Origin of the sequence: Pedobacter immunditicola, assembly GCF_037482985.1 — a bacterium.
Classification (GTDB): Bacteria; Bacteroidota; Bacteroidia; order Sphingobacteriales; family Sphingobacteriaceae; genus Pedobacter; species Pedobacter immunditicola.
Genome location: NZ_JBBHKC010000004.1, coordinates 289,769 through 312,081 on the forward strand (window position 1 = coordinate 289,769; position 22,313 = coordinate 312,081).

General features: G+C 40.3%; 20 protein-coding genes. 7 read left to right on the forward strand and 13 right to left on the reverse strand.

Annotated features, from left to right (window positions below; translation table 11 throughout):
* Positions 1-37: 37 nt before the first annotated feature.
* Genes WG905_RS08650 through WG905_RS08665 form a run of 4 tightly spaced genes read right to left on the reverse strand, consistent with a single transcriptional unit; the run spans position 38 to position 2,575 of the window.
* Positions 38-784 carry a zinc ribbon domain-containing protein gene (locus tag WG905_RS08650; protein WP_339591315.1) on the reverse strand — a complete coding sequence of 249 codons (747 nt, stop codon included), beginning with the start codon at positions 782-784 and terminating at the stop codon, positions 38-40.
* A complete protein-coding gene (locus WG905_RS08655; RefSeq protein ID WP_339591316.1) occupies positions 784-1,881 on the reverse strand; it encodes a Nif3-like dinuclear metal center hexameric protein in 1,098 nt (365 codons plus the stop codon). Before WG905_RS08655 ends, WG905_RS08650 begins: the two co-directional genes overlap by 1 nt.
* A gap of 9 nt (positions 1,882-1,890) precedes the next feature.
* Positions 1,891-2,250: a TM2 domain-containing protein gene (locus WG905_RS08660; protein WP_339591317.1), complete on the reverse strand. Its 360-nt coding sequence runs from the start codon at positions 2,248-2,250 to the stop codon at positions 1,891-1,893.
* On the reverse strand, positions 2,243-2,575 hold the full coding sequence (locus tag WG905_RS08665) for a DUF2752 domain-containing protein (protein ID WP_339591318.1): 333 nt from the start codon (positions 2,573-2,575) through the stop codon (positions 2,243-2,245). Before WG905_RS08665 ends, WG905_RS08660 begins: the two co-directional genes overlap by 8 nt.
* 76 nt (positions 2,576-2,651) lie before the next feature.
* On the opposite strand from WG905_RS08665, the gene mfd reads away from it, so the two are divergent.
* Together mfd and WG905_RS08675 are read left to right on the forward strand one after the other, a co-directional pair.
* Positions 2,652-5,993: a transcription-repair coupling factor gene (gene mfd, locus WG905_RS08670; RefSeq protein WP_339591319.1), complete on the forward strand. Its 3,342-nt coding sequence runs from the start codon at positions 2,652-2,654 to the stop codon at positions 5,991-5,993.
* Between the two features lie 28 nt (positions 5,994-6,021).
* On the forward strand, positions 6,022-6,237 hold the full coding sequence (locus WG905_RS08675; RefSeq protein WP_339591320.1) for a DUF3820 family protein: 216 nt from the start codon (positions 6,022-6,024) through the stop codon (positions 6,235-6,237).
* Between the two features lie 4 nt (positions 6,238-6,241).
* Here the strand turns inward: WG905_RS08675 and WG905_RS08680 are convergent, their stop codons facing one another.
* The 3 genes from WG905_RS08680 to WG905_RS08690 are packed head-to-tail and all read right to left on the reverse strand — an operon-like array spanning position 6,242 to position 8,164.
* Positions 6,242-7,051 (reverse strand): phosphatidate cytidylyltransferase, encoded by an 810-nt coding sequence (locus WG905_RS08680; RefSeq protein ID WP_339591321.1) that lies wholly within the window; start codon positions 7,049-7,051, stop codon positions 6,242-6,244.
* The gene (locus WG905_RS08685) at positions 7,051-7,257 is read right to left on the reverse strand and encodes a putative signal transducing protein (protein WP_339591322.1); all 207 of its coding nucleotides are present in this window, start codon (positions 7,255-7,257) and stop codon (positions 7,051-7,053) included. The genes WG905_RS08680 and WG905_RS08685 overlap by 1 nt, the downstream gene beginning before the upstream one ends.
* On the reverse strand, positions 7,238-8,164 hold the full coding sequence (locus tag WG905_RS08690; RefSeq protein ID WP_339591323.1) for a CPBP family intramembrane glutamic endopeptidase: 927 nt from the start codon (positions 8,162-8,164) through the stop codon (positions 7,238-7,240). The genes WG905_RS08685 and WG905_RS08690 overlap by 20 nt, the downstream gene beginning before the upstream one ends.
* A gap of 53 nt (positions 8,165-8,217) precedes the next feature.
* On the opposite strand from WG905_RS08690, the gene dusB reads away from it, so the two are divergent.
* Positions 8,218-9,225: a tRNA dihydrouridine synthase DusB gene (gene dusB / locus WG905_RS08695; RefSeq protein ID WP_339591324.1), complete on the forward strand. Its 1,008-nt coding sequence runs from the start codon at positions 8,218-8,220 to the stop codon at positions 9,223-9,225.
* A 32-nt stretch (positions 9,226-9,257) separates the two neighbouring features.
* On the forward strand, positions 9,258-9,644 hold the full coding sequence (apaG, locus tag WG905_RS08700; RefSeq protein WP_339591325.1) for a Co2+/Mg2+ efflux protein ApaG: 387 nt from the start codon (positions 9,258-9,260) through the stop codon (positions 9,642-9,644).
* Between the two features lie 31 nt (positions 9,645-9,675).
* On the opposite strand, the gene WG905_RS08705 is transcribed toward apaG, so the two are convergent.
* Complete coding sequence (locus WG905_RS08705; RefSeq protein ID WP_339591326.1) at positions 9,676-10,368, reverse strand: zinc metallopeptidase; 693 nt, start codon at positions 10,366-10,368, stop codon at positions 9,676-9,678.
* 224 nt (positions 10,369-10,592) lie between these two features.
* On the opposite strand from WG905_RS08705, the gene WG905_RS08710 reads away from it, so the two are divergent.
* Positions 10,593-11,912, forward strand: a complete 1,320-nt coding sequence (locus tag WG905_RS08710; RefSeq protein WP_339591327.1) for a DNA recombination protein RmuC — start codon at positions 10,593-10,595, stop codon at positions 11,910-11,912.
* Here the strand turns inward: WG905_RS08710 and thiL are convergent.
* Together thiL and nadA are read right to left on the reverse strand one after the other, a co-directional pair.
* Positions 11,907-12,947: a thiamine-phosphate kinase gene (thiL, locus tag WG905_RS08715; RefSeq protein WP_339591328.1), complete on the reverse strand. Its 1,041-nt coding sequence runs from the start codon at positions 12,945-12,947 to the stop codon at positions 11,907-11,909. The genes WG905_RS08710 and thiL overlap by 6 nt on opposite strands.
* Positions 12,948-12,984: 37 nt before the next feature.
* A complete protein-coding gene (gene nadA, locus WG905_RS08720; protein WP_339591329.1) occupies positions 12,985-13,977 on the reverse strand; it encodes a quinolinate synthase NadA in 993 nt (330 codons plus the stop codon).
* 398 nt (positions 13,978-14,375) lie between these two features.
* Between nadA and nadB the strand changes: the two genes are divergently transcribed.
* Positions 14,376-15,962 (forward strand): L-aspartate oxidase, encoded by a 1,587-nt coding sequence (nadB, locus tag WG905_RS08725; RefSeq protein ID WP_339591330.1) that lies wholly within the window; start codon positions 14,376-14,378, stop codon positions 15,960-15,962.
* Between the two features lie 17 nt (positions 15,963-15,979).
* Complete coding sequence (locus tag WG905_RS08730) at positions 15,980-16,489, forward strand: gamma carbonic anhydrase family protein (RefSeq protein ID WP_339591331.1); 510 nt, start codon at positions 15,980-15,982, stop codon at positions 16,487-16,489.
* On the opposite strand, the gene WG905_RS08735 is transcribed toward WG905_RS08730, so the two are convergent.
* From WG905_RS08735 to WG905_RS08745, 3 genes are all read right to left on the reverse strand, one after another.
* Entirely contained in the window at positions 16,482-18,065 is a 1,584-nt protein-coding gene (locus tag WG905_RS08735) for an Ig-like domain-containing protein (RefSeq protein ID WP_339591332.1), read from the reverse strand. The two genes, WG905_RS08730 and WG905_RS08735, sit on opposite strands and share 8 nt — an antisense overlap.
* Positions 18,066-18,265: 200 nt before the next feature.
* Complete coding sequence (gene mnmG / locus WG905_RS08740; RefSeq protein WP_339591333.1) at positions 18,266-20,128, reverse strand: tRNA uridine-5-carboxymethylaminomethyl(34) synthesis enzyme MnmG; 1,863 nt, start codon at positions 20,126-20,128, stop codon at positions 18,266-18,268.
* Positions 20,129-20,328: 200 nt separating this feature from the next.
* Positions 20,329-22,197: an ABC-F family ATP-binding cassette domain-containing protein gene (locus tag WG905_RS08745; RefSeq protein ID WP_339591334.1), complete on the reverse strand. Its 1,869-nt coding sequence runs from the start codon at positions 22,195-22,197 to the stop codon at positions 20,329-20,331.
* Positions 22,198-22,313 lie beyond the last annotated feature (116 nt).

Here is a 22,313-nt window from a genome sequence, read left to right on the forward strand (position 1 = left end):
ATAAATTTATCAGGCCGTTTTTTTATGTTTAAATGTCTTATTGTTGTTCTGCTAATTCCTGCGTTAAAGCTTCATCAACTAAAATTCTGCCACAGTGCTCACACACAATGATCTTTTTGCGTTGACGGATATCCAACTGACGCTGAGGCGGAATCTGGTTAAAACAACCAGAACAAGAATCCCGGTCGATAGTTACCACAGCAAGACCATTGTTGGCATTTTTTCTCAACCTGTTATAGGCAATCAATAGCCTTTCTTCGATTTGAGTTGAAGCTTTATCTGACTTTTTATTCAGGTTTATTTCTTCTTTTTCCGTTTCTGCGGTAATGGTTTGTAATTCTCCTTTTTTGATATCAAGATCTTTTTTTCTTGAATCAAGGTCCGCTAACGCTTTTTCATAAACCTCAGTTTTCTGGGCAATTTCAAATCCATGTTCACGGATTTTTTTCTCACAAACCTGGATTTCCAAGGTCTGGATTTCAACCTCTTTCGTTAAAGCATCGTATTCACGATTATTTTTAACATCTTTTAGCTGGGTTTCATACTTTTTGATCAGGTTCTGAGACTCTTTGATCATATTTTTACGCGTTACAATCGCATCTTCAATATCATCAAGCTCGCTTTTGAATTTCTGAATGCGGGTTTCCAGTCCGGCAACTTCATCTTCCAGGTCAGCAACTTCCATAGGTAATTCACCTCGGATCTGACGTATTTTATCGATTTTTGTATGAAGGGTTTGTAATTCGTATAAAGCTTTAAGCTTTTGCTCTACAGTTTGTTCCATTAAAAGAAATAATTTATGGGGTTTGTATTATGCTCCGTTAAACGGATTGCAAAGTTAGGGAATTTTTCTTGAATAATTTCCACTAACAAATTAGATGTAAATTGTTCACTCTCAAAGTGTCCGATATCAGCAATCATCAATTTTTTGTCGGCGTCAAAAAACTCATGGTACTTAAAATCACCGGTAATAAAGACATCCGCATTCGCGGCTATGGCATCACCTAATAAAAAGCTTCCTGAACCGCCGCAAACGGCAACTCTGCGGATCTTTTTAGGTAGCGGATTTGTATGTCTGATCACCGTTAATTCCATTCGATCTTTTAAGTAATCTAGGAATTCCTCTGCTTCCATGCCTTCCTCGAGCCACCCGACCATACCTGCACCTACATTACTTAATTTATTATCCAGCGGATAGATGTCGTAGGCGACTTCCTCATAAGGATGGTTCTCCAGAAGGGCAACAATAATTTTCCGCTCATCCTGGGCCAGAAAAATGGTTTCTATCCTCACCTCAAGTTCCTGGTGGTGAACACCTTTCTCGCCTACAAAGGGATTGGTATATTCACTACCTTTAAACGTTCCATAGCCTTCGGTATTGAAACTACATTCACTATAATCTGAAATTTGTCCGGCACCAGCATGAAAAAGAGCGGCTCTTACCTGCAATGCCTGTTCAAAAGGACAAAAAGTAACGAGTTTCTTTAATAAATCACCTTTAGGCCGCAATACCCTGGGATTTTTAAGACTTAATCTTTTGCAGATCTCACCACTTACCCCGTTGTGTACATGGTCAAGATTGGTATGGATGGCATAGAGTGCAATATTATTTTTAATGGCCATGATGACCACCCTTTCAATATAATTTGAACCGTTAAGCCTTTTTAAACCTTTAAAGACAATAGGATGGTGGGTAATAATCACGTTGCAACCATGAAGAATCGCTTCCTCGACAATTTCCTCAGTACAATCAAGCGCAACTAACATGCCTGAGATCTCCTGTTCACTATCTCCGATAATCAATCCGGAGTTGTCGTAACTTTCCTGATAATTTAATGGGGCATAGCTTTCCAGAAACCTGGTTAACAACGATAACTTCATGAAGTAAAATTACATTAAATTTCCCATTTTTATCATCTGTAAACTCTCAAAAACCATGCGTTGGTTATATTCAAAGGCCAGACTCTTATAATTAATCAAATCAATGATGGTACCAATGAAACATAAACCCCAGGTAAAGAAGTACAAAACCCCCATACCAATCTGGTTGAGCAGGAACCTGGGTAATCCCGGCACAAAGAAGCCCAGGATGCAATACAGCACCATATCGTCAGGATTTCTACGTTTACTGCTATAAATCATCAAAAAACCTCTTAATTGTTGCTCACTAAATCCGGTAGTTGCAGACTGCAAGTACGAATATTCCTGGGGTGTGATACCCGGCAGCATCATGAACGGTGAACTAAACATAACTCTTTTCCTTTCTCTCTAAATTATTTTTTCTGCTTCTACTAAACTGTAACCTGATTAAAATGCTTATCCGGTATAACAAAATGATTAAGGCTGGCAGACCAAACCAATGCAATTGAAAACTTAAACCCAGGTTCCCATGAAACAAAGCGGTGATAGACCTCCCGATGCCACAACCAGGGCACCAGTCTATACCCAGATTTGCCAACGGACAGAACGTAAAATGTGCTGCTGTATGTTGCTCCGGGACCTTGGCGCTTGCCAGAAAAACCAATGCGGTGATCCAAAAAATCAGTTCTATTGGTATTCGGAGCCGCGTTTTCATCTGGTGCTTTTATTTTTAGATGTAAATCTTAACCCATTGTTACACGATAGCAATTCATAAATATTACATTTGTGTTGTGAACATCCGCGACCTGATTAACAGATATAAAACAGATGACCGCATTGTCGCATTGGCAAAAGCACTCAACGGTCCGAAAGGTAATAAAGTACAGCTTAAAGGATTAGTTGGTTCTGCTGATGCTACAATTGCTGCAGCAAGTTATCTTTTACTGCATAAACCACAACTTTTTATTTTACCCGACCGAGAAGAAGCTGCCTATTTCCTATCTGATATAGAAAATATTTTAGAAAAGGAAGTACTCCTGTTTCCGTCCTCGTTCCGCAAAGGCTTTGATTTCACACAAATTGATACGGCAAATGTATTGAGCAGGGCAGAAGTGCTCAATGAGCTTAACCATAATTCCGAATTTGGTAAAATCGTGGTGACCTATCCTGAAGCGCTGGCAGAGAAAGTAATTGACAGGGCGGTACTAGAGAAAAACACCCTTGAAATTAGTGTCAATACTAAATTAGGCATTGAGTTCATCAATGAATTCCTGATCGATTATGACTTTTCAAGAACAGATTTCGTTTATGAACCTGGTCAGTTTTCCATCCGCGGGGGTATTGTAGATATTTTCTCTTTTTCCCATGATCTTCCTTACCGGATAGAGTTTTTTGGTGACATCGTGGAGAGCATCCGCACCTTCGAAATTGAGTCTCAGCTTTCTGTAGAGGACGTCAAGAGCCTGATGATTATTCCAAACGTGCAATCCAAATACCTCACAGAAAATAACATCAGTTTACTGGAATACATAGAAAAAGATACCCAGTTATGGTTTAAGGATGTAGAGTTTACCCTTGATATTGTGAAAGGTGGCTATAAAAAAGCAGCAGAACTCTGGAAAGAACTTCCTGTTAAGGAAAAAAATGAAAATCCTGACTGGATCGATCCTAAGTATAGCTTTACGGATGAAAAAATGGTGGCAGATATGCTTCAGGACTTCTACCTGGTTGAATTTGGAAAACAGTACTTCTATAACACAGCGCATGTGCTCACTTTCGATACCAAGCCACAGCCTTCTTTCAACAAAGATTTTAACCTGTTGATCCATAATCTTAAAGAAAATGAAAAACAGGACATTCATAATTTCATCTTCAGTGCGGCACCCAAACAAACCGAAAGGCTGTATGCCATTTTAGATGATATCGATAAAACTGCCAAATTTACGCCGGTCCACCTACCTTTAAGAGAAGGATTTATAGATCCTCAGCAACACCTGGCCTTTTACACAGACCACCAGATATTTGACCGTTTCTACAAATACAAACTTAAAAGAGGTTACCAGCGCAGCCAGTCGATTACCCTGAAAGAGTTACGCGATTTAAAACCCGGTGATTTTGTAACCCATATTGACCATGGTGTCGGCAAATATGCAGGCCTGGAAAAGGTGGAAGTTAATGGCAAAACACAGGAAATGATCCGTTTGGTATATGCCGACAATGACCTGCTTTACGTTAACATCAACTCCCTGAACAGGATTGCCAAATACAGCGGCAAAGATGCTGCTGCACCTAAACTCAATAAACTGGGTACGGAAGCATGGGACAAGCTGAAAAAAACTACTAAAAAAAAAGTTAAGGACATTGCCCGTGACCTGATCAAACTGTATGCCTTAAGGAAATCACAGGTCGGTACCGCTTTTTCGCCTGATGGTTATATGGAGACTGAACTGGAGGCGTCTTTCATTTACGAAGATACCCCCGACCAGGAAAAAGCCACCAACGACTTCAAGAAAGACATGGAGGCGCCGCATCCAATGGACCGCTTAATTTGCGGGGATGTAGGTTTTGGAAAGACAGAAATAGCTGTGCGGGCTGCCTTTAAAGCGGTGGCTAACGGTAAACAGGCGGCTATTTTAGTGCCAACCACTATTTTGGCCACCCAGCATTTTAAAACCTTCTCTCAGCGCTTAAAAGAGTTCCCGGTTACTGTAGATTACATCAACCGTTTTAAGAGCAGCAAACAGATCAAAGAATCCCTTGCCAAGCTGGCAGAAGGCAAGGTCGATATCATCATTGGTACACACCGTTTGCTCAGTAAAGATGTGAAGTTCAAAGATCTGGGTATCATGATCATTGATGAGGAACAGAAATTTGGTGTGAGCTCCAAAGAAAAACTGAGGTCTTTAAGGGTCAATGTCGATACGCTAACCCTTACGGCAACACCCATTCCAAGGACCCTCCATTTCTCCCTAATGGGCGCAAGAGATCTCTCTATCATCAACACACCGCCGCCTAACCGGCAGGCGGTGAATACAGAACTTCATGTTTTCAACGACAAACTGATCCAGGAAGCCGTACAGTTTGAATTGGACCGCGGAGGACAGGTATTTTTTATCCATAACAGGGTAAATGACCTGCCACAACTGGGTGGTTTAATCCAGCGACTGGTGCCTAAAGCACGGATTGGTATTGCCCACGGACAATTGGACGGTGATGCACTGGAGGATGTTATGCTAGATTTCATCAATGGTGAAAAGGACGTACTGGTGGCAACAACCATCATAGAGGCCGGTTTAGATATCCCTAATGCCAATACCATCATCATCAATCACGCCCATATGTTTGGCTTGAGTGATTTACACCAGATGCGCGGCAGGGTAGGCCGGTCGAATAAAAAGGCTTTTTGTTACCTGTTGAGTCCACCCTTAGCCACCTTGACTTCTGAAGCACGTAAAAGGTTAAGCGCCATTGAAGAGTTTTCAGACCTTGGGAGCGGTTTTAATATTGCGATGAGGGATTTGGACATCCGGGGCAGCGGTAACCTCTTAGGAGCCGAGCAAAGTGGCTTTATTGCGGAGATAGGCTTTGAGATGTACCATAAGATCCTTGATGAGGCTATCCAGGAACTAAAGGAAGATGAATTTAAAGATTTATTCAAGGATGAGCCCTTACGCCCCTTTGTCAGTTTCACCCAAATAGATACTGATCTTGAACTCTATATCCCGGATGATTATGTAACGAATATCACAGAAAGATATAACCTGTATACAGAATTGTCTAAAATAGACAACGAAGAACAGTTAAAAGCTTTCGAGTCATCCTTAAAAGACCGTTTCGGACCGGTACCAATACCTGTTAAAACCATGCTCAACGTGTTGCGACTGCAGTGGGTGGCTAAAAGGCTGGGTTTTGAAAAGCTAAGTTTTAAAAAAGGGGTGGTCAGGGGTTATTTCATTCCAGATAAGCAAAGTGCTTTTTTTGATTCTGCTATGTTCAATAAAATACTTCAATTTGCACAAATGCATCCGCGGTTATGCAACCTCAAAGAGGTAAAGAACTCTTTGAGGATTGCCTTTGAGAATCTGAACACCGTAGATGATGCCGTAGAAATGCTGAATATGGTTGCGGAATAACCGCTAAAAACATTAACACCTTAAATAGATGAACCCACAAATCCTGAAAGACCTGGTGAGCATACGCATGCCTTTTGGCAAACATAAAGGCTGGATCCTCTGCGACCTGCCAGAAACTTACCTGGTATGGTTTCACAGCAAAGGTTTCCCTCCCGGTAAACTGGGAGAATTATTGGGTACCCTGTATGAAATTAAACTCAACGGCCTTGAATACCTTTTAAAGCCGCTGAGAGCAGGCAGATAAGCCTTTAATAAAGCACAAGGTATAAATAAGTAAACACCAGGGGAGCAGCAATGAGCAGTCCGTCAAAACGGTCCAAAAGTCCACCGTGGCCAGGCAATAAGTTTCCGGAATCCTTTACATTCAGGCTCCGTTTCAGCATGGACTCCACCAGGTCGCCCAAAGTGCCGAAAGTAACCACTAAAACAGCCATCCCTATCCAGACAGTCATACTGATTTCCTTAAAAAACAGGGAGATGATAATCGCCACTATGGTACTGGTAAATACCCCGCCAAAGAATCCTTCCCAGGACTTTTTAGGAGAATGGCGCTCAAATAACTTTGTCTTTCCTAATTTCCTGCCAAACAAATAAGCTCCTGTATCACTTGCCCACAGCATCAGTAAAAAAGCAAGGGGTAAATGGAAGTTGTAACCATCGTCAGAAAATGCAAAACCCAGGGCATAAAAAAAGCAAAAAGGAACAGTTACATAGATCAATCCGATAATGGTATAAGAGATGTCTCCAAAAGGGGACGTTTCCTTTTTATAAAGTTCTGAAATGAAGACAGAAAAGACCAGCGGAATTAATAACAGCAGGTAACGGGTTTCGAATTTTAAAAAGTAATAAGAAGCCAGAACCAGGAAGATAACCGCACTGGTTACCAGTCCGATACCAACATGAGGTTTGAGTCCGGAAGTTTTAATGAGTTTATAAAATTCCATCAGCGCCAGCAGGCTCAGCAGCAGATAAAAAACAGTAAAAGTATAAGCTCCCAGGAAGATGGAAGCCAACATCACCAGCGTAAAAAAGAACGCTGTAATTGCACGGGTCTTCATTATAAATTGTTTTCTAAAATATATGTATTGGCTTTATCAAAATCTTCAGGGCGTACCATTACTGTAAGTACGCCAAAACTCTTATAAGAAGAATCCTGTTTATTCAAAACAACCGCTGGAATTTCACTTTCAATAAGCCCCTGTTTAATAATTTCTGCCGTAAAAGCATTTTCCGTGGTATAAACTTTAACCCAACTGTTTTCCATAATTTGTATTTTGTTTAAATTTCCATAAAAATAAAGCCGTGATGATCAGGCTGATGGCATAACCATACCATTGAAAATGAAATGTTTGCTCTACCTCGCTTAAAGGCTGGTTCTTGGATTGTAAATACCAGGCCATACATACCGCAAATCCATTATTTAAGAAATGCGCTAAAATGGCATACCATAAACTTCCACTCCAAAGGTAGATGTAACCAAAGGCAGCACCCAGCAAAATCCGGGGCAGAAAGCCATAAAACTGCATGTGGATGGCACTGAATATGAATGCCGAAAGCCAGATAGCCACATGAGGATTACCAAACATACGGTTAAAAGAACGCTGCACACCACCCCTGAACATCAATTCTTCCGCCACGGCAGGAAGCATTGCAATCATAAAAAGATTGATCAGAAAGTCCCATATTCCATTAACGGTCAACAATACAATGGTCATCCGCATTGCTTCCGCTTCCTTGGCTTTCATCCATACTTCCAATGGCTTTAAAAACTCAGGAAGATGCATTTTCTGGTTCCACAGGGCTGTCCATTCCATAAAAGGCATAGACACGAACATGGTGAGGATCAGTAAGGCAATCAGGTTAGGTTGTGTCTTTTTAAAATCATAAAAATCCTTTATTTTCTTTCCCTCAATCAAAGGCAGGAGCAGGGGCGGTGCTAAAAACAATCCTATCGAAGATAAGATCTGAAATATTTTTAAACCATTTAAATATTTAGGATCACCACTGGCGAAGGCAACAGGATCGATTAGAACAGCCTGACCATACATGCCATAGAGAATAATCAAACCAATGAAGGAAAAGACGATTAAGCCGCTTAAAGCCAGTCCACACAGGATAAGTAATTGTATATAAGCACTTTTTTCATGCTTTTCGGGGTATAGAAAACTCATTATTCTTATTATTTGTACCTTTGTACTTTAAATTTTGGTTTGAAGATAGAAAAATGTCTGTAAAGATAGGAAATATAGATTTGGGAGCCTTCCCTTTATTACTTGCACCGATGGAAGATGTGAGTGATCCGCCGTTCAGATTCGTCTGTAAACAAAGTGGTGTTGATATGATGTATACGGAATTCATATCATCCGAGGGATTGATCCGTGATGCGGCCAAAAGCCGTCAAAAACTCGATATATTCGAATATGAAAGGCCTATAGGCATTCAGATTTTCGGAAGCGAGATTGATCATATGCGCGAAGCAACGGAAATAGCGAGTCTGGCCAACCCCGACCTGATGGACATCAATTACGGTTGTCCGGTTAAAAATGTGGCCTGTAGGGGTGCTGGGGCTAGTTTGTTACAAGACATCGATAAGATGGTTAAAATGACAGAAGCGGTCGTAAAAGCCACGCATTTACCCGTTACTGTAAAAACCCGATTAGGCTGGGACGACAACACGAAAAACGTAGATATCGTTGCAGAAAGGTTACAGGACATTGGTATTCAGGCATTAACGATCCACGGACGTACACGTGCCCAATTATATAAAGGTGCAGCCGACTGGACGATGATCAGGGATATCAAAAGGAATCCAAGAATTAAAATTCCTATATTCGGAAATGGTGACATCGATAGTCCACGGAAGGCTGCAGAATGGCGCATGCAATACGAAGTAGATGGAATTATGGTGGGCAGAGCAGCAATTGGCTATCCATGGATATTCCGGGAAATTAAACACTTCTTTGAAACCGGACAATTATTGGCTGGCCCTACGGTGCAGGAAAGGGTATCCGTATGCAGAACCCATTTTGAAAAATCATTGGCATGGAAAGGACCAAGGGTAGGCATATTTGAAATGAGAAGGCATTATGCTAATTATTTTAAAGGTTTACCTGATTTTAAAGGTTATAGAATGCAACTGGTGAAGGAGGAAAACATAGAAGTGATCCACAGCCTGCTTGACGAAATAGCTTATAAGTACGAACATATTGAGCCAGTTAACGAAATGGCTTGATTTTTGAAACCCAATTATAAAACAGATTTAAAATGGTCACTGCAATAACTCAGGACGTAAAGATTTCCGTGGAAACGATGTATCAGGATGATTATTCGAATCCTGCTAGTGAGCAATTTATGTTTGCTTATCGAATTGAAATTGAGAATTTATCAGAATATACCATCCAGTTAAAAAGACGGAAGTGGCATATATTTGATTCCAATGGCACCATCAGAGAAGTAGAGGGAGAAGGTGTAGTAGGTCTGCAGCCGGTCCTGGAGCCAGGAAGTACGCATGCTTATGTCTCTGGTTGCCAGCTCACCACTGAAATTGGCAGCATGAAAGGACATTATTACATGTCAAGAGTGGTGGTTGATAAAGAATTTACTGTTGATATTCCTGAATTCCAATTAATAGTTCCCTATAAATTGAATTAAAATAAGCAGCGCTGTGGTCCAATGGCGCTTGTTATTTTCCTTTGCCAAATAGTACTGAAGTATAATAAATTAAGTTGGCCAGTGCACCCATCGCGGCTATTACATAAGTCATCGCAGCCCACCATAAAGCATCTTTTGCCTTCCTGTTTTCTTCTTTGGTGTACATCACATCCCTGTTGGTACTTAACCATAACAGTGCCCTTTTACTGGCATCAAATTCAACTGGGAGGGTTACCAGGCTAAATAAGGTAATTAATACCAGGCCCAAAACACCAAAGGTTAAAATAAAGGAATTCCCAGTGAAACCGATCATCAGCACACCTAGTATCAAAACCCATTGCAGCAGATTAGAAGATATACTCACCACCGGAACCATATTAGACCTGAATTGCAGCCAGTGGTAAGACCGGGAATGCTGCACGGCATGACCACATTCATGTGCAGCTACTGCTGCTGCCGCAATGCTTCTTCCATGATACACATCTGTACTTAAATTAACTGTTTTATTACCTGGGTTGTAATGGTCTGTGAGTTGTCCGTCTGTGCTCATGATCTGCACATCATATATACCATAATCAAATAACATTTTCTCCGCCACTTCTTTACCCGATAACCCCGAACTTAATTGCATTTCAGTGTACTTGGAAAACTTTTTTCTAAAACTCCACTGCACCACCATGCTGATGACCAGCATGATTACAATCGCTATCAAATACGTTTCCATTTCTCTAAGGGTATGTTTTTCAAAATGGTGTAATCAAAAAGCGTTCCCTATTTTAATATTCAATCACAAAGGATATAAAATTACTCCTGTAGATTTAACTTATCTTATAACGATTGAAATTTCCGCAATTGAAAGTAAAAATGCAGCTTATTGGGACAATAATTATTACTAATATATTTGTTATATAGATATTTAATACTCATTTTTGATAAAAATATTAGCAAATGGAACTCATTGCAATTGTACTGCTCCTGGTCATTTTATTGGTGATGATCTTTTTTCTGGTGAAAAAGCCGGTTAACACCCCATCGACATATTTACTGGAACTAAAAGAGCAGGAACATCAGAAAGCGATTACCTGGTTAAGGGAAGAAAAAGCAAAGGCAGAAGATGAATTAAATGATTTAAGGGTCTTATTTTTTGAAGAAAGAAGCAAACTGTATAAAGCAGAAGAAAACCTTCGCAGTATGGTGGAGAAACAACAAGAGCAAGCACACTACATTCATGAACTTCATCAAAAATCAAGACTGGAATTTGAACAGCTGGCCAATAAAATACTGGAAGAGAAAACCAGTAAATTTACAGACCAGAACAAGCTGAATTTAGACCATATTCTCAATCCCTTAAAAGAAAATATCAAAGCTTTTGAAGAAAAAGTAGAAAAGGTTTATAAATCTGAATCAGAAGAAAGGCATACCTTGAAAGGGGTCATTTCCCAATTGATGCTACAGACTAAACAAATTCAGGAAGAGGCAAATACGCTGAGTAAAGCATTAAAAGGCGACAATAAGAAACAGGGTAACTGGGGTGAGGTGATCCTGGAACGTGTACTGGAGCGTTCAGGCCTGGTTAAAGACCGTGAATATCGTACACAGGCCACTTATACAGGCAAAGACGGTCTGCGTTTGCAACCGGATGTAATCCTGGATCTTCCTGATGATAAACACCTGGTGATTGATGCTAAAGTTTCTTTGGTAGCTTACGAAAGGCTGGTTGCTGCAGAAACGGAAACTGAAAAGGATGTACAGCTAAAACAACACATCTTATCCATAAAAGCACATATACAGGGACTTTCCGGAAAAAATTACCATGATCTTTATCAGATCAATTCCCCGGATTTTGTGTTGCTTTTTATACCCATTGAATCATCTTTTGCACTGGCCGTTCAAAAAGATGCCGAATTATTTAACTATGCCTGGGAGCGTAAAGTGGTTCTGGTAAGCCCATCAACCCTGTTAGCCACCCTCTGCACCATCGCCAGTCTCTGGAAACAAGAAAGGCAAAACAGGAACGTTTTGGAGATTGCCCGACTTAGCGGAAGCATGTACGACAAGTTTGTTGGCTTCCTAAGCGATATGGATAGCATAGGACGTAACATCAGGCAGAGTCAGGATGCTTATGACAAAGCCATGAACAAACTCTCTACAGGGGCAGGAAATCTGGCCAGTACATCTGAGAAAATTAAAAAGCTGGGTGCAAAAACCAACAAACAAATAGATTCGAAGTTTTTGGACCCAGCCTTGTTAGCCGAGAATGAATTATAGCTTGAAGGCATTCCAGCCCTGTGCTTTTAATTCATGAACGATATTTGATTTTGATATCATTTTAGCACCCGAATTTTTATCAGTAATGTGGCCAATTACAGTAATGTCTACATCATTTTTAAGCTTATCATAGTCTGCCTGTTTAATGGTAAAGAGTAATTCATAATCTTCACCACCATTTAAAGCACAAACTGTTGGATCCAGTCCTAATTCCCTTGCGGTTTCATAGGTCATGGGATCAATAGGCAATTTGTCCTCGTAAATGGTACAGCCTACGTCACTTTGATTACAGATATGCAGAATTTCTGATGCCAGCCCGTCTGAAACATCAATCATTGATGTAGGTTTAATCTCCATCTGACTTAATAAATCAACTATATCCCGTCTTCCTTCTGGTTTCAGCTGGCGTTCAATGATATAATCTTTCCCTTCCAGATCAGGTTGTATATTCGGGTTCTCCAGAAAAATCAGTTTTTCCCTTTCGAGGATCTGTAAACCAACATAAGCACCACCTAAATCACCTGAGACACATAATAGATCATTTTCTCCGGCTCCATTGCGGTAACAAATATCTTTTTTCTCTGCATAACCAATACTGGTAATACTGATTACCAGTCCTTGTTTGCTGGAAGAGGTATCACCACCAATCAAATCGATATTAAATTTATTACAAGCCAGTTCAATTCCTTTGTACAGTTCTTCTACGGCTTCCAATGGAAATTTGCTCGATAAACCCAAAGAAACCGTAATCTGAGTGGCTGTACCGTTCATCGCATAAATATCACTCAGGTTCACCTGTACGGCCTTATAGCCTAAATGCATCAGTGGTGTATAAGCCAGGTCAAAATGTATGCCTTCCAGCATTAAATCTGTAGATATAAGTACCTCTTTGCCATCAAAATTCAACACTGCAGCATCATCACCAATCCCCTTTATACTGCTTTCATGGTTGATTTTAAAATTCTCAGTCAGGTGCTTTATCAGACCGAATTCGCCAAGCAGGGCAAGATCAGTCCTTTCTTTATTTTCAAACATTTTAGTATTTTAATTTAATTTTAAATTATGCCATTGTTTACAAGCCTAAACGGGCTGAAATCTCCAGCATTCTTTCAATTGGTTTACGGGCCTGGCTAATGATATGTTCAGGAACAGTGACCTCAGGTAAACCATTTTTCAGACACAGGTATAACTTTTCCAGTGTATTTCTTTTCATGTAAGGGCAATCATTACAAGCACAATTGTTATTCGGTGGCGCCGGAATAAAAGTCTTTCCAGGATTTGCCTTTTGCATCTGGTGAATGATCCCACTTTCAGTAGCAACAATAAATTCCCGGGCATCACTTTTAATGGAATAATTTAACAAGCCGGTGGTGGAACCAATGAAATCTGCCATCTTCAAAACAGCCTCTTCACATTCCGGATGTGCAATAAATTTTGCCTCAGGATGTCTTTCCTTCAGCTTGGTGATTTTTTCCCTTGAAAATATCTCATGAACCATACACGCCCCGTTCCATAAAACCAGGTCACGTCCTGTTTTTTTCGCTACCCAGGCACCCAGATTTTTATCAGGACCAAAAATAATCTTCTGCTCTTTTGGCAGGCTTTCTACAATCTGTACGGCATTGGTAGAAGTACAAACAATGTCACTCATCGCCTTCAATTCTGCAGTACAATTCACGTAAGTGATCACCAGGTGATCAGGATATTTTGCCTTGAATTGTTTGAAAAGATGCGGCGGACAACTGTCAGCCAAAGAACAGCCTGCTTTCAGGTCTGGAAGCAAAACTGTCTTCTCAGGAGATAAAATTTTGGCTGTTTCGGCCATAAAATGTACTCCAGCGAACACAATCACATCAGCTTCGGTTTTTGCTGCCTCCTGCGACAAGCCCAAACTATCACCAATATAATCTGCTACATCCTGAATATCAGGTTCTTGATAGTAATGGGCTAGTATTATCGCATTTTTCTCCTTTTTTAATTTTTCTATTTCTTCAAAAAGATCGAGGGTTGGATCGATATGTTCCTCAACAAATCCTTTGCTTTTTAATTCTTCTAAGGTATCCATTTTCAACGTTTCAATAATTAATAATTATTTAATATAAATAGAATTCTATTGTTTATTAGTGTGTTGGTAATGTTGGTAACTACTATTTTATTCTAGTGAGAAATGATTTATTACATAGTTATCAACATCATATCTGCTTTTCATTTTAAAATATCAGCTGATTTTCAACGGTATATTATAACTCCTAAAAACTTATCCATATAATTTTGTTCATTGTTTGTCTATGGGTAAAAAGTTAATAAGCCTCACAAAGTTGCTTAAAAATAACTGAAAAGATTGTGTCAAAATCCCTTTTTAGCTTAGCTTTAACATTCTGTAATATTTACTCTATTTATATAGACAAGAAACTAACATATAAACAGGAGTTATTAACAAAGTGCCGTAATTAGCTTAATTTAATGAGAAAGGTCGATTTTTTAGTCATAGGCTCGGGTATAGCTGGTTTAAGCTTTGCTTTGAAAGCTGCCCGCCATGGCAAAGTTTTAATTATTACAAAGTCCAACGAGGACGAATCTAACACAAAGTATGCCCAAGGTGGCGTTGCCGTAGTTGTTGATAAAGGTGATTCTTTTAGTAAACATATTCATGATACTTTAATTGCTGGCGATGGGCTATGTGATCCTGAAGTGGTGGAAATCGTTGTTACTGAGGGACCTCAGCGTATTGATGAAATCATTGAGTACGGGATCAACTTCGATAAAAATCCTACAGGGGTCTATGATCTGGCTAAAGAAGGCGGGCATTCTGAACACCGTGTATTACATTATAAGGATGTAACGGGCTATGAAATTGAAAGTGTTTTGTTGCGTCAGATTCACGAGAATCCGAACATAGAGATATTAACACATTACTTCTGCCTGGAGTTGATCACCCAACATCACCTGGGTGAGTTTGTGGACAAGAGTTCAAAAGATATCCACTGTTTTGGTGTATACGCCTTTAACACAGAGCATAACGATGTGGAAAAGATATTAGCAGGTGTGACTATCATGGCTTCTGGTGGTGCCGGACATATCTATTCCAGCACGACAAATCCGGTTATTGCAACTGGAGATGGGATGGCTATGGTTTATCGTGCAAAGGGAAAATTGAGGAATATGGAATTTATTCAGTTCCATCCCACGGCACTTTATCATCCCGGTGAGTATCCTTCCTTCTTGATTTCTGAGGCGGTCCGTGGTTTTGGCGGTGTGCTGAGGAGGAAAAACGGGGAGGAATTTATGTATGAATATGATGCCCGGGGATCCCTGGCACCAAGGGATATTGTGGCCCGGGCGATTGATGCGGAGATGAAAAAATCTGGTGAAGATTTCGTTTACCTGGATATTACACATGGGAAAAAAGCAGACATTCTGGCACACTTTCCTAATATCTATGCGAAGTGTTTATCTATAGGAATAGACATGACCAAGGATCTTATTCCGGTTACACCGGCAGCACATTATATGTGCGGTGGAATTCTGGTAGATCAGGATGGCCGTTCCAGCATTCAAAATCTTTATGCTTGTGGGGAATGTTCTTCCACCGGCCTTCATGGAGCGAATCGTTTAGCTTCAAATTCCTTGCTTGAGGCGCCGGTTTTTGCCCATCGTATATACCTGGATGCACTCGAAAGATTTAATAAAACAGTAATCCCCGACAATATTCCTGAATGGAATGAGCAGGGCGTTACCCAAAGTAATGAGGATATCCTGGTGACGCATAACCTGCGGGAGACGCAAAAACTGATGAGCGATTATGTCGGTATTGTACGCTCTGATTTTCGCCTTGACCGTGCCTTACGCAGGTTGTTCTTGTTGTATGAAGAAACTGAAGATTTTTATAAAGGTAATAAAGTGTCTGTTAAACTTTGCGAGCTCCGTAATGTTATACAGGTTGCTTATATCGTCATTAAATCAGCAATGGCCAGGAAAGAAAGCAGGGGTTTACATTATACCACGGATTACCCTGAACATGCGGGGAAAATCAGGGATACAATTTTTTAAAATATAATTATAGGATTATGGCAGTCATTTTGCCCGTTAAAGGTAAGTCTCCCGATTGGGGAGGAAATTGTTTTATAGCACCAAATGCGACCATAGTAGGGGATGTAACCATGGGCAATAATTGCTCAGTTTGGTTCAATGCAGTGATCAGGGGCGATGTGAATACCATCACCATTGGTGATGATACCAATATACAGGATGGCGCAGTGATCCATGCTACTTATATCAAGGCATCAACAACCATAGGTAACCGGGTTTCTGTTGGTCACAATGCCATTGTACATGGTTGTACAGTGCAGAATAATGTATTGATCGGCATGGGTGCCATCGTCATGGATCATGCTGTTGTAGAGCCTTATTGCATCATTGCTGCAGGTGCGCTGGTCTTAGAAAACACCATTTGTGAGAGTGGCTTTATCTATGCCGGAACCCCGGCTAAAAAAATAAAGCCCATTACTGAACAGCAAAGGGCTTTATTAAATAAGTTACCTGATAACTATATCATGTACGCTGACTGGTTCAGATAGTTTTTGGCTCTTTTGGGATGGTAATGGTTTCATTTCTATCCCAATTGGCCTTTATTGATAATTCTTTCGGTTCATTATAGATCTTTTCCGGCTGCTGCTTTTTAGCTACATTTCCGGTGTCCCATTTGCCATTTTTATTGTTATCATATACAATCCTCACCCAATACCTTCCGGCCTTGTAATTACTAAACTTTACCGTGGTATCTTTCTGGATGATACTGGTGCTGATTAGGTTTTTATTTTCATCGATCACCTGTAAAATGTATTGCTTTTTCAATTCGGGGGTAACCACTTTGAGCTGCAGGGTACCGTAATTATCTTTACCAGCCAATTCAAAATTCTTTACGAATTCCTTGTTTGTGGACTTAAAGATGCCGGCAAAAGCGCCGCCATTAAATTTAATTTCATACTTCCGTTTGGCAAGCCATGGATAATTGACGTAGTAGGAGAGGAAGTCTGCCGTATCTTTTTCCAGCGTTAAACCCGTCTTTACCACAGAATCCTGGGTAAGGGTAATTTTACTGGCATCCACACTTTCTACAGGCAGGTTAAACGTTAATTTTAAAGGCCTGTTTGGATTCAGTAAATTTCCTTCAAGGTTATCTGTAGCAGTCAGTACTCTTTTGTAGGTGTCTTTTTTACCTCGGGTAAACTTAAGGGTATCTAAAGGCTTCCCACTATCCAAAACCACTACTCTGGTGGAGTCAAAACTCATGTCCTTTAACCACATTTTAAGGGAATCATTGGTCACATTAAATTTAACCAGTTTGTCTTTATCCAGGTCTGCTGGTTCGATAACCTTTACAGATGGTTGTTTTAACTGCTGGTTCAGGCTCATGAAAATACTACCATCATCATTCAGTTTCCGGTCAACTACCCTGAATAAATTAGCTTCTTCTTTAAAAGTTTGCAGGTTGATGTTTCTCAGGTTTGTATCCAAAACCAGGGGAGCTTCCAAAAAGCCGACCTCATCAGTTGCCTGCTGGTATATTTTATCACTGCTCTGTTCCTTTATCGCATAAATTTTATAGCTATCTTGTTTAAGGTTCTTCAGCTGATAATTTCCACTGCTGTCTGTGGTGGTGAAAATCAAAGCTTTTTTCTTGCCAAATAAAGTATCCCTGTCTTTCGGAAAAATCATCACCACTGCTTCAATTTCCGGCAGGCCGGTCGTTGAATTCGTCACCTTTCCACTGATGCCTAAAGAATCCAGTTTCGGGCCCGTTGCAAAAACATAAGTGAAATTTTTAATGGCGTTGGACTCGTTGATGTCTGCTATACCTTTACCGAAGTTAAGGGTATAGGTCGTATTTTTTTCCAGCGTGTCCTGGAATGATATTTCCAGGACTTTCTTTTTTACCTTTAATATAGGTTGGAGTTCAAACTCTGGCGAGACTGAAAATTCTTTTGCCTCATTGACAAGTTTAAAATACTCATCAAATTCTATCTCTACTTTATCCCCTTTAAAGTTGGTCTGTAAGTTTTCCGGCATCATTTTCAAAACCTTCGGTGGAATGCTGTCCCTGGGGCCACCAGTAAGTTGTCCTTGGGTTCCACAGCCATAAATTAAGGACATAACTAATATTAACGATAAAAAAACGGGGACGATGAGAACTATACCTTTTTTAGCCATTTTAACGCTCTATAATTGAATTTTTACTCGTTTAGTAAATTATGTATCTGAAATTTTAAAAGTCGCTTAAAACGCTTTAAATGAAGCTGATTTTTAAACGCTTTTAAAATTAAGTAATATATTGATAATCAATGATTTGTAAATTATTTACTGATATGAACCATCAAAACCGATATATCTGACGGTGAAACACCCGAAATTCGGGAAGCCTGACCTAATGTACGTGGTTTAATCTTTAATAATTTTTCGCGCGCTTCTTTTGACAAGGATATCAGGGTGGCATAATCAAAATCTGGATTGATATCTTTATCTTCCATCTTCTGCATTTTGTTGACGATCTCCTGCTCTTTCTCGAAATAGCTCTCGTATTTTATTTTTATCTCTGCCTGTTCAACTGTTTCTTTATCAAATTGATTTAGGAGTTCATCGAAACCCGGGCTCACTTTTCTTACATCTTCAATACCAACTTGTGGCCTGCTCAGGATGCTGAATAACTTCACGTTTTGATTTAGGGTACTGGTTCCTAAATTCTCGAGCATTTCATTCGCCGCATTTCTGTCTATCCCTTCCTTTTTGGTGAAGGCAACTATAGCATCTGAATTGGCAACTTTCTGTTTTACGATTTCCATTCGTTCGTCATTGATCAGTCCGAGTTCGTAGCCAATAGGGGAGAGGCGGATGTCCGCATTATCCTGGCGTAAAAGTAAACGGTGTTCCGCACGGGAGGTAAACATCCGGTAGGGTTCTTCAGTTCCTTTGGTAACCAGGTCATCGATTAAAACACCAATATACGACTCCGAACGCTTCATAATGAGCTCATGTTTGTCGTTTACCTTCTGATGCGCGTTTATACCAGCAATAAAGCCCTGACTAGCAGCCTCTTCATAGCCTGTAGTACCATTAATCTGGCCCGCAAAGAACAAATTCTGTATTTTTTTAGTTTCCAGGGTTAAGGTTAACTGTGTAGGCGGGAAAAAATCATACTCTATTGCATATCCCGGTCTGAACATTTTAGCATTTTCGAATCCGGGTATTTTGGTGAGTGCCCTATATTGTACATCCTCAGGTAGGGAGGTAGAAAAACCGTTTACATAAATTTCGCAGGTATTCCATCCTTCAGGCTCTACAAAAATCTGGTGTCTTTCCCGTTCAGCAAAACGATTAATTTTATCTTCAATGGAAGGACAGTAGCGCGGGCCCAGGCCTTTGATTCTTCCGGTAAACATCGGAGATTTTTCAAAACCTTCTTTCAACGTTTCGTGTACTTCACTATTGGTATAGGTAATCCAGCAGCAGCGTTGTGCTGTTGGCCGCTCCACATTGGTGTAAGAAAATCTTCCGGGATTTTCATCACCCCATTGTTCTTCCATCACCGAATAATTTAAAGACCTTCCGTCTACGCGGGGTGGGGTACCGGTCTTCATGCGGCCAGCTTCGAAACCTAAGCTAGTCAGTTGCTCAGTTAATCCTGTTGCTGCTTTTTCTCCTGTACGGCCGCCACCGAATTTCTTTTCGCCGATATGGATGAGTCCGTTCAGGAAGGTACCATTTGTCAACACTACCGTTTTACCTTTGATCTCTATACCCAGTGAAGTTTTAACACCTACCACTGTATTATTTTTAATCAGCAAGCTGCTCACCATTTCCTGCCAGAAATCTACATTTGGTGTGCGCTCCAGGGCTAGTCGCCATTCCTCTGCAAAACGTTTTCTATCGTTCTGTGCACGGGGGCTCCACATGGCAGGGCCCTTTGATAAATTCAGCATTCTAAATTGAAGCGTGGTCTTATCGGCGATAATTCCCGAGTAGCCACCCATGGCATCAATCTCCCTTACAATTTGTCCTTTTGCCACGCCACCCATTGCAGGGTTGCAACTCATCTGCGCAATGGTCTCCATGTTCATGGTAACCAGTAGAACGGAGGAACCTAAGTTTGCAGCTGCCGCTGCAGCCTCACATCCTGCGTGTCCGGCACCTACAACGATGACATCATATTCTTTAAACATTGTCTGTTATTTTTAATGTTTCACGTGAAACGTTGAAGCTGGTTTCGGTTTCAAGGGGCTTGGGGTTTCACGTGGAACGTTTACTTTTTGTATTCTCCTGGAGTGTCAGAAATACCTTAGCTCTCGGTATATGGTCTTATTTAGGGTGCTGGATTTACTTAAGCATTTTCGCCGGTTTTGAACCCAGCACCCCTTGATAATTAATTTATTTTTTCAGACAACTCCAACCATCTTTCTGTTACCGCATCAAGTTGTTTTTGGTGTGTCTCTATAATTTGATTGACTTCCTGCATCTTCAAATATTCAGTGCTGTCGATCTTCAATAGAGAAGCCGTTAAGTCGGCTATTTTATTTTCCAATGCAGCAATACTTACTTCAGCATCTTCTAATTCTTTCTGCTCTTTATAACTCAGCTTCTTGCTAGGGGCAGGGGCAGACTTTGAAACTTCTGCTGCTTTTGGTGTTTTAATTTCCTTGCTCTTTTCTGTTTCTAAACTGATCCGGTATTCAGAGTAATTGCCGTTATAAATATTAACGACTCCATCACCTTCCATGATAAACAATTGCTCACTCATCTTATCCAGTAAGTACCTGTCGTGGGAAACCAACATTAAAACACCTGGGAAATTTTCTAAGAAGTCTTCCAGCACATTCAGTGTGTCAATGTCCAAATCATTGGTCGGCTCATCCAAAATTAAGAAATTTGGATTCATCATTAAAACCTTCATTAAATGTAAACGCTTCTTTTCACCACCGCTTAGTTTCTCTACCATCCCATGTTGTTTCTTGGGTGGGAATAAAAACAGCGTCAGCAATTGCGATGCGGAAATGGTTGACCCATCTGCCATCTTGATATATTCGGCGTCGGATTTAACGATATCAATTACCCTTTCTTTTCCGTTGAAAGCCAGGCCACCTTGTTTGTAATAACCATATATGGTTGTATCTCCAGTGTCCACTTTTCCTTGATCAGGTTGCAGATTACCGGTAATCATGTTTAAGAATGTAGACTTACCAGTACCGTTTTTTCCAGCCAGACCAATGCGGTCGCCTCTTTTAAAAGTATAGGTAAATTCATTAATGATTTTTTTATCACCAAATGATTTAGCAATATGGTCCAGTTCTAAAATCTTGTTTCCCTGGCGCGACATTTTCATGTTTAAAGTAACACTTTGATTGTCAGTACGTTGTTTTGTCTTCTCGTCCAGATCGTAATAGGCTGTAATTCTGGACTGTGACTTGGTACCCCTTGCCTGTGGCATTCTTCTCATCCACTCCAACTCTTTCTTCAGCAGGTTTTTGTTTTTCTGGAAAGTACTCTCATCAGAAGCTTCACGTTCCGATTTTTTCTCCAGGAAGAAAGAATAGTTTCCATTATAGTTGTAAATCTTACCACGGTCTAATTCTACAATCGTGTTACAAACGTTGTCTAAGAAATAACGGTCGTGCGTAACCAGCAGAATGGTTTTATTTCCTGAAGTCAGCAATTTCTCCAGCCATTCTATCGTATCGATATCCAAATGGTTGGTTGGCTCATCCAAGACATAAATCTCCGGATCTTCAATTAGAAGTTTGGCAAGGGCGATACGTTTTTTTTGTCCGCCAGAGAGGGTATCAATTTTTTGCTGCAGGTGATTAATGCCCATGCGGCTTAAAATTGTTTTAATCTCATGCTCGTATTCCCAGGCGTTATGTTCGCTGAGTTCTTCGTACAAGCGGTTCAAAGTGTTCTCATCCGGGTTGGGATCTTCGATCAGCTCCTCATATTCCTTGATCAGCTGCTGCTGTTTATTTTCCAGTGAGAAAATAAAATCAGAGATGCTGTAACCATCAGGGAATGTAGGTTCCTGATCAAGGAAACCAATTTTTACGAATTTGTTCTTTACTATTTTACCTTCAAGGGGATTAAACCTTTCGGCTAAAAGTTTCAACAACGTACTTTTTCCTGCTCCATTAATACCAACCAACGCTACGCGTTGTCCGGCTTGGATACCCAGTGTTAGATTTTTAAATAGCCATTCATCATGATAGGCATGACCCAGGCCTTCAGCTGCAATTAGTGTGCTCAAATTATATTTTTAACGGTTTGTCAGTTAAGAAATTATTACAAAAGTAAGCAATAATTTTTTTTAATAAGTGTGTGCAGGGAAACCAAAAAATTAACGACAAAAAAAAGACAACCGAA